Origin of the sequence: Microcoleus sp. CZ3-B2, assembly GCF_036705055.1 — a bacterium.
Classification (GTDB): Bacteria; Cyanobacteriota; Cyanobacteriia; order Cyanobacteriales; family Microcoleaceae; genus Microcoleus.
Genome location: NZ_JAUBTN010000001.1, coordinates 177,048 through 189,286, shown reverse-complemented (window position 1 = coordinate 189,286; position 12,239 = coordinate 177,048). Strand labels below are relative to the sequence as shown.

General features: G+C 48.0%; 10 protein-coding genes. 3 read left to right on the top strand and 7 right to left on the bottom strand.

Features of this window, described 5'->3' with window-relative positions; translation table 11 throughout:
• Positions 1–20: 20 nt before the first annotated feature.
• From clpX to tig, 3 genes are all read right to left on the bottom strand, one after another.
• Positions 21–1,364 carry an ATP-dependent protease ATP-binding subunit ClpX gene (gene clpX, locus QUA97_RS00855; RefSeq protein ID WP_194065682.1) on the bottom strand — a complete coding sequence of 448 codons (1,344 nt, stop codon included), beginning with the start codon at positions 1,362–1,364 and terminating at the stop codon, positions 21–23.
• Between the two features lie 9 nt (positions 1,365–1,373).
• On the bottom strand, positions 1,374–2,063 hold the full coding sequence (gene clpP / locus QUA97_RS00850) for an ATP-dependent Clp endopeptidase proteolytic subunit ClpP (RefSeq protein ID WP_194010717.1): 690 nt from the start codon (positions 2,061–2,063) through the stop codon (positions 1,374–1,376).
• A gap of 520 nt (positions 2,064–2,583) precedes the next feature.
• Positions 2,584–4,008 carry a trigger factor gene (gene tig / locus QUA97_RS00845; protein WP_194065681.1) on the bottom strand — a complete coding sequence of 475 codons (1,425 nt, stop codon included), beginning with the start codon at positions 4,006–4,008 and terminating at the stop codon, positions 2,584–2,586.
• 838 nt (positions 4,009–4,846) lie between these two features.
• On the opposite strand from tig, the gene QUA97_RS00840 reads away from it, so the two are divergent.
• The 3 genes from QUA97_RS00840 (at position 4,847) to QUA97_RS00830 (ending at position 9,321) form a co-directional block, all read left to right on the top strand.
• Entirely contained in the window at positions 4,847–5,890 is a 1,044-nt protein-coding gene (locus QUA97_RS00840) for an aspartate-semialdehyde dehydrogenase (RefSeq protein ID WP_194065680.1), read from the top strand.
• A 329-nt stretch (positions 5,891–6,219) separates the two neighbouring features.
• Complete coding sequence (gene dapA, locus QUA97_RS00835) at positions 6,220–7,113, top strand: 4-hydroxy-tetrahydrodipicolinate synthase (RefSeq protein ID WP_194065679.1); 894 nt, start codon at positions 6,220–6,222, stop codon at positions 7,111–7,113.
• Positions 7,114–7,428: 315 nt separating this feature from the next.
• Positions 7,429–9,321, top strand: a complete 1,893-nt coding sequence (locus QUA97_RS00830) for a ribonuclease J (RefSeq protein ID WP_194065678.1) — start codon at positions 7,429–7,431, stop codon at positions 9,319–9,321.
• Positions 9,322–9,453: 132 nt separating this feature from the next.
• Here the strand turns inward: QUA97_RS00830 and QUA97_RS00825 are convergent, their stop codons facing one another.
• The 4 genes from QUA97_RS00825 to QUA97_RS00810 all read right to left on the bottom strand — a co-directional run bounded on the left by QUA97_RS00825 (position 9,454) and on the right by QUA97_RS00810 (position 12,167).
• Entirely contained in the window at positions 9,454–9,729 is a 276-nt protein-coding gene (locus QUA97_RS00825; protein ID WP_194065677.1) for a MoaD/ThiS family protein, read from the bottom strand.
• A gap of 261 nt (positions 9,730–9,990) precedes the next feature.
• The gene (gene thrC, locus QUA97_RS00820) at positions 9,991–11,289 is read right to left on the bottom strand and encodes a threonine synthase (protein WP_194065676.1); all 1,299 of its coding nucleotides are present in this window, start codon (positions 11,287–11,289) and stop codon (positions 9,991–9,993) included.
• A 442-nt stretch (positions 11,290–11,731) separates the two neighbouring features.
• Positions 11,732–11,914 carry a hypothetical protein gene (locus QUA97_RS00815; protein ID WP_333192146.1) on the bottom strand — a complete coding sequence of 61 codons (183 nt, stop codon included), beginning with the start codon at positions 11,912–11,914 and terminating at the stop codon, positions 11,732–11,734.
• Positions 11,907–12,167 (bottom strand): MoaD/ThiS family protein, encoded by a 261-nt coding sequence (locus QUA97_RS00810; RefSeq protein WP_194065674.1) that lies wholly within the window; start codon positions 12,165–12,167, stop codon positions 11,907–11,909. The genes QUA97_RS00815 and QUA97_RS00810 overlap by 8 nt, the downstream gene beginning before the upstream one ends.
• Positions 12,168–12,239: the final 72 nt, after the last annotated feature.

The following is a 12,239-nucleotide window of genomic DNA, read 5'->3' as shown; positions in this document are numbered from 1 at the left end:
CTGTGCTGAAAACCTTGCTTTTAGGCTGACTCCGGTTTTGGTAGCGAAGACGGAAGTACCAAGAGCTCGGCGGTCGATCGCTTCTCAACCATTTCCTTAGTAATCGTACACCGCGTCACATCCTTGCGCGACGGCAACTCGTACATCACATCCAACATCAATTCTTCGACAATTCCCCTGAGCGCCCGCGCTCCAGTTTTGCGGCGGTAGGCTTCCTGGGCGATCGCCCGAATCGCATCCGGCTTAAAGTCCAACTGCACATTATCCATTTTTAGCAGCTTTTGATACTGCTTAACCAAAGCATTGCGAGGCTCAGTCAAAATCGCCATCAGCGTTTCCTCATCCAGCGGATCTAACACCGCCGCCACCGGCACCCGCCCGATAAACTCAGGAATCATCCCAAATTTGACCAAATCGTCTGGTTCCAGTTGCCTGAGCACATCAGCGGCCCGTTTTTCCTTCGGCACAGCTTCTCCCGGCTGAATAAAACCCATTGACTTTTTACCCGTTCTCTGCTCGATCACCTTGTCGAGACCGACAAAAGCGCCGCCGCAAATAAACATGATATTGCTGGTATCAATTTGGATGCAGTCTTGGTAGGGATGCTTGCGGCCGCCTTGGGGAGGTACATTGGCGATCGTCCCCTCAAGCATTTTCAGTAGCGCCTGCTGCACCCCTTCTCCAGAGACATCCCGCGTAATCGAAGGATTTTCGCTCTTCCGGGCAATTTTGTCAATTTCATCAATATAAATAATTCCGCGCTGCGCCTCTTCCACATCCATATCTGCCACCTGCAGCAGCCGCAGCAAAATATTTTCCACATCTTCCCCGACATAGCCGGCTTCCGTCAGAGTCGTCGCGTCAGCCACCGCAAACGGCACGTCCAGCATATCCGCCAAAGTCTGAGCCAGGAGAGTTTTTCCGCAGCCCGTCGGCCCGATTAACAAAATATTTGATTTTTGCAGTTCTACTTCTTCCGGCGGGTGCTTGCCGCTATTTTTGGCATGGATAAAACTCAGTCGCTTGTAGTGGTTGTAAACCGCCACCGAGAGCACCTTTTTCGCCTCTTCTTGACCGATCGCATTTTCGTCGAGATAATTTTTAATTTCCCTCGGCTTGGGAATTTGGCTCATCGACATACTTTTGCCCGAGGTAGCGCGGCGTTTTTGGGTTGTTTCCTGCTTCGGAACCGCCGCCGCCGCCGGCACTGCACTCGAATCAAACAACTCCTCATCTAAAATTTCATTGCACAAGTCAACGCATTCGTCACAGATATACACCCCAGGGCCTGCGATCAACTTGCGTACCTGCTCTTGAGACTTGCCACAAAACGAACATTTTAGATGGGAGTCGTACTTAGACATAACAGCCTCTTATTTCAGTGCAGTGACATTTTCTCCCGCCGTCGGAAGATTTTCCTTTTCGATAACTCTATCGACCAATCCGTAATCTTTAGCTTCCTCGGCCGACATAAAAAAGTCGCGCTCAGTATCAGCCTCCAACTTTTCTAGGGATTGACCCGTGTGGTGCGCTAAAAGTTGATTCAGCTTACGCTTATGATAAAGGATTTCTTTAGCTTGAATCTCAATATCAACTGCCTGACCTTGAGCGCCTCCAAGCGGTTGGTGAATCATAATCCGGGAACTCGGAAGAGACATCCGCTTCCCGTGGGCTCCCGCTGTCAGCAGAAATGCGCCCATACTCGCGGCCAAGCCGTAACAAATCGTCACCACATCCGGGCGGATTTGCTGCATTGTGTCATAAATTGCCATACCCGCCGTCACCGAGCCGCCGGGGGAATTTATGTACATTTGGACATCTTTTTCTGGATCTTCGGCATCTAGATACAATAGCTGAGCTACGATCGAGTCAGCCACTTCATCGGTTACGGGAGTTCCTAAAAACACGATTCGCTCCCGCAGCAAGCGCGAGTAAATGTCAAATGCCCGCTCGCCCATCCCCGACTGTTCTAGTACCATCGGCACTACATTGCTGGGACTAGAGCTGACATCAAAATCGTTATAGCTTGTAATTAGGTAATTGGAAGATTGAGATACAACCATAAGACACCAGTCAAGGATACTAGACAATTTGCTGCTGATGAAAGCTTGAAATTAAGCCGTCAGCTTTTAACTATTATGCCTTTTCTGAACCGACATGGGGGGAATCGGGAGTTTTGAGTTGGCAAATTGCTTTCATCCGCGAAGCGCAACGCTGAGGCGACTTCCCACGACTGCGGGGTGAATGAGTTGAAATACTTACCGATCGATCGTCGCTGTTTCTAGTTTCTCGTTTTTAGTGCGCGCCCCGAGCTTGTATAGAACTTAGCAACAGAAACCCGGTTTCAAAGAAACATCAGCCTTGGGCCATGAGGCATCTACACTGCTGGAGGCGCGAGCGTTCAGAAACCGGGTTTTTTTTACCAACAGCTTTCGTTGCAGGCTGCCGATTCGGTAAAAACCCGGTTTTTTGGCGATCGAATGCGTCAGTTACCTACATAGAAACCGGGTTTCTAGCCCCCTGCGGGTAAGTTCGCTGCACCCTAGGCTGGTAGTTTTTGGCAATGCCAAAAAGTAGAAGGTTTTACTCTTGGCCTACGACTTCCACATCAACAACGCTAGTGGCTGCTTCTTCTCCAGAAACTTCAGCGTCTTCTGCTTCTGATTCTTCGTCTAGAGCAGGATTTAGAGAGCCTTCAGGTACGAGTTCGATCGTACCTTTTTCCTCCAACCATTTCAGAGTTTTTTGTTTGAGCAAGTCTTCTCCTACAAATTCCCGCAACTTTTCAGGGTCAAAATTTCCTTTAGGAAACTGCTTTCTGACTTTTGCGACTTCTGCTGCTACTTCCGAGTCTTCCACAGACAAGGATTCGAGCTTGGCTACTTCTGCCAGAGCTAGAGACTGCTTCAGCTTCTCTATTGCTTCCGGGCGCGAGCGTTCCCGCATCGGCCCCATATTTTCTTCGGTAAACAGTTGGTTGATATCTATGCCGTAATTTTTCAATTGCAGCGCTTGTTGGTTCAGCAAATAATCGATTTCGCGATCGACCATTGTTTCGGGAATTTCCACTTCAATTAGCTGCACAAGTGCTGCTGATATGGCTTTTTCCTTATTAGCTGATAACTTGTTTTCTTGGTCTGCTTTAAACCGAGTTTCTAGGGATGCGCGCAGTTCGGCTAAAGTTTCAAACTCGCTAACTTCTTGAGCGAAGTCGTCGTCCAACTCCGGCAATTCTTTTTCCTTAAGTTCTTTCAGAGTAATCGTAAAAACTGCTGGTTTTCCGGCTAATTCTTCACTGCTGTACTCGTCTGGAAACTGCACGGAAACTTCTCTTGTTTCTCCGGGATTCATCCCGATCATGCCTTGGATAAAACCAGGTACAAACTGATCTTCCGACAGTTCTACTTGAAAGTCTTCTGCACCGCCACCGGGAATTTCTGCGGGTGTTTCGCCTTCTGGTGCTTCGGCAAATCTACCGGCGAAGTCAACCAAAGCCACGTCTCCCAACTGAGCGGGCCGGCCTTCTACGGGGATTAAAGTTGCTTTGTCCGATCGATATTTGGCCAGTACCTCATCCACCTGAGCTTCATCGTACTTAACTTCTTCTGCTTGAAGCTGCAAGCCGGTGTACTGATTCATTTTCACTTCTGGTTGTACGTCAACCTTAGCCGAAAAAGTCAGAGGCTGTTCTGGATCGAACTTTTCTAGTAATTCTTCAAACTCGGTACGCAGTTCAAAACTGCCAATTGCCTGAATTTTTTCTTGTTCGAGAGCTTTTTGGAGCGAGTCGTTAATCAAATTTTCCAAAGCCGTCGCCTTCAAACGAGTCTGGCCCAGGCGCTGCAGCAAAATTTGGCGGGGAACTTTGCCTTTGCGGAACCCAGGAATATTCACTTCGCGAGCGAATTGTTTAATTACCTGCTCGTAAGCTTGTTTGGATTTTTCTGATGGAATTTCGATTTCCAGACCAATTTGGCTGGCTGGAAGTTTTTCCTGGGTTACTTTCATCGGCTTTTTTTGATATTAAACAATAGTTATCGAGAAAGGCAGAGGGCAGGAGGCAGGAGGCAGGAGGAATACTGATTTCTACCCTCTGCCTGTGACAGCAGTTCGGTTTTAAGACCCCACCAAATTTTAATTGGGTGGCTTTTATTCAAAAGGGGATTGATACCCCTGCTGAATAAGATTTTCTGCCTTCTGCCTTCTGCCTCCTGCCTCCTTCAAAAAATACATACAAATTTGACTTTGCCTGCATTTTAAGTTTCTACGCTTTCCATAGCTGTACAGCTACAAACACCTCTACCGGATGAGACTGTAAGTCGTTTCCGGCTACTTTTTTGGATCTTACCAAATAGCTTTAGTTTGAGGATACTAGCTTTTGCTGCTAGAAATGTGGAGGTCAAATCCACCAATCGCCGATGCACAATAGCACAAATCGCCCTCTGATGTCAATGTGGCCGGGACGAGCGGCGCTGCTATCAAAGGATGCGCTTGCTAAAATGCAGGTAGCTCCCAAAAGCTAAGCGGATGCGAATGGGACGCGATCGCGAGGCGAAAGATGCTAAACTGGGATTGAGTGCGATCGACGGCTGCGGTTAACTGCGGCTCTACCACCGGCTCGCGCCCTGATGTCGCATAAAATAAATTAATTTTGATAAGCTATTGTAAATTTAAATTGTATATTTCCAGAACAGCTTAAAAATCCTCTCCCCCTCGGACTCTGGGACTCTGGGACTCTCTCCCCCTGATTCGCCATACACAATCTCTCAGGCGCAACAGCTTGTGGTGCCGTTATTTAAATTTTTGATTTCGATCGTAGAAACTATAATTTGTGGAGGAAACTAATTTGTCTCAATCCTACCGAGTTGCCATATTAGGAGCCACCGGCGCAGTCGGTGCCGAGTTGCTAGAACTCCTGTACAGCAGGAAATTTCCGATTTCTGAATTGAAGCTGTTAGCTTCGGAGCGTTCCGCGGGCACAAAAGTGCCCTTTGGCGGCGAGATGCTGACGGTCGAAGCAGTTTCGGAGCGATCGTTCGATAATGTGGATCTAGTACTCGCCTCCGCAGGCGGTTCTACTTCTAAACTATGGGCTCCGAAAGCCGTGGCCGCTGGGGCAGTGGTCATCGACAATTCCAGCGCTTTCCGCATGGATGCGACGGTACCGCTAGTGGTTCCCGAAGTCAATCCCCAAGCGGTGGCAGCTCACCGAGGTATAATTGCTAATCCCAACTGCACGACGATTTTGATGGCAGTTGCCGTTTGGCCACTTCACAAAGTTAGGCCTGTGAAGCGCATAGTTGTAGCGACTTACCAGTCTGCTAGCGGCGCGGGAGCCAGAGCCATGGAGGAAACGAAAGCTCAAGCCAGAGCAATTTTGGCTGGGGAAACTCCCAAAACTGAGATATTTCCTTACCCCTTAGCTTTTAATTTGTTTCCGCACAATACGCCGATTAACGATTTGGGGTATTGTGAGGAAGAGATGAAAATGCTAAACGAAACTCGGAAGATATTCGGTACGGACGAAATTAAAATTACTGCAACTTGCGTGCGGGTTCCCGTACTCCGCGCCCATTCCGAAGCGATTAATCTAGAGTTTGCAGAGCCTTTTAGTCCGATCGAGGCCAGGGAAATCTTAAAGGGGGCGATCGGGGTTAAGCTGGTAGAAGACTGGCAAGCTAATTATTTCCCGATGCCTGTAGAAGCCAGTGGTAAGGATGAGGTGTTAGTCGGCAGGATTCGCCAAGATATTTCTCACCCCTGCGGGTTGGAGATGTGGCTGAGCGGCGATCAAATTCGCAAAGGGGCGGCTTTAAATGCGGTGCAGATAGCTGAGTTGCTAGCAGAAAAAGATTTGTTGCGAATCAAAGCAGCGGCTGCTTATAATTAAGGTGGACTCGACCCAAAAAAACGGATAGAAGCCTCCTACTTAAGTTTAAGTAGTGTCGTAAAAAACCCAAAATTTTAGGATCGAGTTAAGCTCCCAGATAAATCTGCTGCAAGTAAATCTAAAATCAAAAACTTGCCCGAAGAGCGACTTGTGAGCCAGCGTAGCCGAAGCAAGTCGAAAAATTTCAAACTTGTAGGCTCGCGAAGCCGAAGTATCTAAAATCGACTGAAGCTGGCAATTTGGCAAGAGAAATGGCGATTTTAGATAAACCTTCGATCTAAAATCAAAAAGTTAAAATCAAAAATCAACAGTCTAAAATCGGAGAAAGTGTGGTAAAGTTTGGACGGGTTCTGACTGCAATGATTACGCCGTTTAAGGAAGACGGCAGCGTTAACTATGCAGTAGCAGAACGGTTGGCAGTTCATTTAGCCGATCGCGGTACGGACAGCTTGGTAGTGTGCGGAACTACAGGCGAGTCTCCCACTATGAGCTGGGATGAAGAGTACGAATTATTTCAGGTGGTGCAAAAGGCAGTCTCTGGTAAAGCTTTGGTAATAGCAGGAGCCGGATCGAATTCTACTTCAGAAGCAGTCGCAGCTACGAAAAAAGCAGCTAAACTCGGATTGGACGGGTGCTTGCAGGTGGTTCCTTATTACAACAAGCCGCCGCAAGAAGGTTTGTACAATCATTTTCGGACGATCGCGCAATCTGCTCCAGAATTGCCTATAATGTTATATAACATCCCCGGTCGCACAGGCCAAAATATGTTGCCGGAAACAGTAGCTCGACTGGCCCAAATACCCAACATTGTGGCCGTAAAAGAAGCAAGTGGCAACTTGGATCAAGCCAGCCAAATTCGACGCTTGACACCACCTGAATTTGCCATCTATGCTGGAGATGATTCCCTAACCTTGCCGATGTTGGCTGTAGGAGGATCTGGTGTAGTTAGCGTAGCCAGCCATCTGGTAGGAGAGCAACTGCAACAGATGATCGAAGCTTTTGAGACCGGTCAAGTTCAAGTCGCTACCCAGATTCACTTGCAACTTTTTGACTTGTTTAAAGCTCTCTTTCTCACCACAAATCCCATTCCCGTCAAAGCAGCTCTCAAACTTCAAGGCTGGGATGTAGGTTCCACCCGTCCGCCCCTGTGCGATCCGCCCGTTGAGGTAACTAAAAAGTTAAAGGACGTACTGGATAAGCTAGCAGCAGTATCTACTAGCTAGATAGGCGAGAACGAGTTTTCAGACAACTGAATATTAGTTGTAATGAGTCATTAGTCATTAGTCCTCAGTCATTAGTCATTAACTTTTGGTAAGTAGCTAATAGTGAAGGATTAAATACTGAGAATTAAAGATTGAAGGCGGAAGACAACTGACTGTACGGGAGAGTAAAACCCGTAGGGGAATTTTTCACAAATATCTTGGAAAAAATCGCCCCCATCAACGAACAGCAGACGACAAAAAACAGTAGAAAACAGACAACAGTCAACAGTCAACAGTTAACAGTTAACAGTCAAAAATAACTAACAAAGGATACGCATGATCAAAAATACAACTGCATCGGCTCTAAAAGTGATTCCCCTCGGCGGGCTGCACGAAATTGGCAAAAACACTTGCGTGTTCGAGTACGGTGACGAAATAATTCTTTTAGATGCAGGTTTAGCATTCCCGACAGATGGAATGCACGGTGTAAATATTGTCCTCCCAGACATGACTTACCTGCGGGAAAACAGCCACAAAATTAAAGGTATGATCGTGACTCACGGTCACGAAGACCACATCGGCGGCATCCCTTATCACCTCAAAGAATTTGAAATTCCCGTCATTTACGGCCCGCGTTTGGCGATGGCTTTGCTAGCCGGAAAATTGGAAGAAGCGGGAGTATCTCACCGCACAGAATTAAGGACTGTTAGACCGCGGGATACGGTGAGAATTGGCAAGAATTTCTTAGTCGAATACATCCGCAACACTCACTCAATGGCCGACAGCTTTACGGTGGCGATTCACACTCCAGTCGGAATTATCATCCACACCGGAGACTTTAAAATTGACCACACTCCTGTAGACGGCGAACATTTCGATTTGCAAAAGCTGGCGGAATACGGCGAGAGAGGCGTGCTGTGCTTGATCAGCGATTCTACTAACTCGGAAGTTCCCGGTTTTACCGCTTCAGAACGTTCTGTAGCTCCGAATTTAGATAGAATTATCGCTCAAGCAACGGGACGGGTACTGCTGACGACTTTTGCTTCATCGGTACACCGATTGCAAATTGTTTTAGAATTGGCTAAGAAAAACAATCGGTTTGTGGGAGTGGTAGGTCGATCGATGTTGAACGTCATCGCTCACTGCCGCAATCTCGGCTACATTAAATGCGAAGACAGTCTGTTCAAACCGCTCAGAGAAATCCGCAATTTGCCTGAAGACAAAATTTTGATTTTGACTACAGGTTCCCAAGGCGAACCGATGGCGGCGATGACTCGGATTGCTAACGGCGAACATCACGAACTGAAAATCAGAAAAGGCGATACAGTGATTTTCTCAGCTAATCCGATTCCGGGAAATACGATCGCAGTGGTAAACACGATCGACAAACTGATGATGCTGGGAGCAAACGTAGTTTACGGGCGCGACAAAGGCATTCACGTTTCCGGGCACGGGTGTCAGGAAGATCAAAAGTTAATGATCAACATGACCCGTCCCAAGTTCTTCTTGCCGGTACACGGAGAACACCGGATGCTGATTCAGCACTCCAAGACAGCTCAAAGCATGGGCATTCCCGCGAGCAATATGGTGATTATTGACAACGGCGATGTCGTAGAACTAACAGAAAATTCGATCCGAGTTGCTGGTACAGTACCTTCAGGAATTGAATTAGTAGACTCTTCTCGATCGGGCGTTGTCAAAGCAAACGTCCTCAAAGAACGTCAGCAGTTAGCCGGAGATGGCGCGGTAACAGTAGCTGCGGCGTTGAATGCAGAAGGCAAATTAGTTGCTAAGCCAGAAATACACTTGAAAGGTGTAGTCACATCAGCCGATCGCGCACTATTACAACAGTCGATCGCTCAAACGATAGACACAGTTTTGAGCGATCGCTGGTCAGAATTCGTCACGCCTTCTGCAACTACCGAATCAGGAGTTGACGTAGACTGGGCAGGAGTGCAAACGCAAATAGAACGAGCAATTGCACGAGTGCTGCGCCGGGAACTTCAAAGCAATCCCATGCTAGTATTCCTGATGCAAATTCCCGAAGGAGCATCATTTGTGCGGCGGGAACCAGCAGAAGTAACACCAGGTTCTCTAGAAGCACCCAAACTATTAGGTTCATCACCGACATCAGCACCAACGCCGCCGCCAGCGCCAGTTCCTGTGAATAAAGTAACAGGTCGTCGTCGCCCCCGGACTGCAGCCAAGGTCGCTTCCACCGTCTCCTAGAATTAACAATCCCTGGTAAAGCCAGGGATTTATTTTTCAACCGCAGACGAACGTAAAAAAACGCAGATAGTAGTTAATTCTTCTATCTGCGTCCATTTGTGTTAATCTGCCAGCATCTGCCTTGGCAAAACATCAACCACCAGCAACTGCTGGAACAATACTCACTTCATCGCCATCTTGGAGAGCAGTTTGTGAACCGTCCAAAAAGCGGATATCTTCGCTATTGACGTAGAAATTCAAAAACCTGCGGGGTTCTCCCTTTTCATCGCACAAGCTTTTTTTGATACCGGGACAATTTGATTCGAGGGATTCAATCAACTCAGAAATATTCTCGCCGCCGCATTCGATAGTGGCTTGATTGTTGGTGAATTTTTGCAGCGGAGTGGGAATTAAAACTTTAACACTCATTTTTTTAGTCCTTAGTAAGTAGTAAGTAGTAAGTAGTCAGTAGTCAGTAGCCCGCAGTCAGTAGTCCTTAGTCAGTAGTCAGTAGTCCTTAGTCAGTAGTCAGTAGTCCTTAGTCAGTCGTCAGTAGGGGCGGTGGATGGTGCGGGCCCGCCCTCTTAGTAGTCAACAGTCAACAGTCAACAGTCAACAGTCAACAGTCAACAGCTTGATAACTAATGACCAATGACTAATGACTAATGACCAATGACCAATGACTAATAATTAAACCGAAACTTGCTGCCATTCTAAGCGTTCGAGCGTGCGGGCGCGTTCTAGGGCGCGCTCGAAGGCTTCTAATTTCGGTTCGAGGGTGATGGGTTCGCCGATGTAACCTTGGACGGCTTCCTGAGTCTTCAAACCGTTGCCGGTGATGTAGGCGACGGTGGTTTCGTCGGGGTTGATTTTACCTGCTTCTACAAGTTTCTTCAAGACTGCGATCGTCGTGCCGCCAGCGGTTTCGGTGAATATGCCTTCGGTTTCGGCTAGCAGTTTCATGCCTTCGATGATTTCGGTGTCGCTGACGGATTCGATGTTCCCGTTAGTTTTGCGGGCGATTTCCAAGGCGTACATACCGTCTGCTGGATTGCCGATCGCGATCGACTTAGCAATAGTATTCGGTTTGACTGGCGTTACAAAATCGCGGCCTTCGCGGTATGCTTGGGCGATCGGCGAACACCCGTCAGCTTGAGCGCCGCTGAACCGAACTTTCTTCTCATCAACCAAACCGACTTCGATGAATTCATTAAAGCCTTTGTAGATTTTTGTGAACAAAGAGCCGGAAGCGAGGGGGGCGACGATGTGGTCGGGCAACTGCCAGCCTAGCTGTTCGGCAACTTCGTAGCCGAGGGTTTTCGAGCCTTCGGAGTAGTAGGGACGCAAGTTAATGTTGACAAATCCCCAGCCGTGTGTATTGGCGACTTCGCAGCACAGGCGGTTAACTTGGTCGTAGTTGCCGTGAACTGCCATTACAGTTGGATTGTAAATCAGAGTGCCGAGGACTTTGCCTGCTTCTAAGTCGGAGGGGATGAAAACTACGCAATCGAGGCCGGCGTGGGCGGCGATCGCAGCGGTGGAGTTAGCTAAGTTACCAGTGCTGGCACAGGATACCGTTGTGAAACCCAATTCTCTCGCTCTGCTGAGGGCGACTGACACCACTCTGTCCTTAAAGCTGAGAGTGGGCATATTGACGGCATCGTTTTTAATATAAAGATTTTTTAGACCGAGGCGGCGGGCCAAGCGGTGGGATTTTACTAAAGGAGTCATGCCGGTGCCGACATCGATGACGTTCTCTGTAGCGACGGGTAAAAATTCGCGGTAGCGCCAGATCGAGTTGGGGCCTGCTTGGATAGTTTGGCGAGTGACGCGGCGGCGGATTGCTTCGTAGTCGTACTTGACCTCAAGCGGGCCAAAACAGCAATCGCAGACGTGCTTGGCTTGGAGTTCGTACTCTTCGCCGCATTCTTTACATTTGAGGGCTGTGAAGGTTGCTGCTGTGGATTGGGTTCTGGTTGCTTGGGTCATAGCTCAACTCTCTAGTTTTGCGATGTTTTCTAATTCTTAGGACAGATTAACACGGTGGATCTACCCCGTCAACCATACCCGACTTTTTTTGTCGGGATTAATTCTGCAGCAGTGTTTTGTCCGAAACAGCAGGTGGTTGGATAGTCCTCAATCTCTTTCTCAGAGAAGTTTCTAGGCTCTGCAGAATAGTGTTGGTTCAGAGGGAAAATCTCTTGTTTAACCGAACTCAAGAATGATTTGGCTGCAAAACTAATTTCAAAACTTTATAAAGTTTTTTTTGCTTGGTGACTCAAAACTACAAACTACAGGGTTGAGGCGCGGGCCCCAGAAATTGGGTTTCTACGAGATTTTGGGTTGAGTCACGAGAAATATCGCCAGAAACGCGGTTTCTGAATTCACCGCGCGGGCGAGAAACCGGGTTTCTAGGAGATTTTGGGTTGAGTCACCAGAATATCGCCAGAAACCCGGTTTCTGAATTCACCGCAGGGGCGAGAAACCCGGTTTCTAGGAGATTTTGGGTTGAGTCACCAGAAATATCGCCAGAAACCCGGTTTCTGAATTCACCGCAGTAACCGCGCGGGCTTTCCCAATTCTTCAATCCAAAATCCAAAATCGTATTATCCACCGCTGACGGGGGGGATGAGTACAACTTCGTCGCCGTCTTGGAGGATGGTGTCGGGAGAGACGAATTCTAGGTTGACGCCGAAGCGGGTGCGATCGCGCCACTCTTCTAATTGAGGATATTGGGCGATCGAGTTTTCGAGCACTTGAGACACTGGAGTTTCGGGAGGGAGTTCTACAGTAACGAAGGAAACGCCGTAGGCTTCACCGAAGGCGGCGAACAGTTTAACGGTGACGGTAATCGAAGAATTAGACACGGCTGTTTTGTGCGATCGACAGTTTGGCAATTATCAACTAAACCATACAATTAATGTGGAATTAGGCACGCC

Bases quoted from the DNA above. Each gene is read 5' to 3' on its own strand.
- clpX (WP_194065682.1), bottom strand. From the start codon at position 1,364: ATGTCTAAGTACGACTCCCATCTAAAATGTTCGTTTTGTGGCAAGTCT.
- clpP (WP_194010717.1), bottom strand. From the start codon at position 2,063: ATGGTTGTATCTCAATCTTCCAATTACCTAATTACAAGCTATAACGAT.
- tig (WP_194065681.1), bottom strand. From the start codon at position 4,008: ATGAAAGTAACCCAGGAAAAACTTCCAGCCAGCCAAATTGGTCTGGAA.
- QUA97_RS00830 (WP_194065678.1), top strand. From the start codon at position 7,429: ATGATCAAAAATACAACTGCATCGGCTCTAAAAGTGATTCCCCTCGGC.
- QUA97_RS00825 (WP_194065677.1), bottom strand. From the start codon at position 9,729: ATGAGTGTTAAAGTTTTAATTCCCACTCCGCTGCAAAAATTCACCAAC.
- thrC (WP_194065676.1), bottom strand. From the start codon at position 11,289: ATGACCCAAGCAACCAGAACCCAATCCACAGCAGCAACCTTCACAGCC.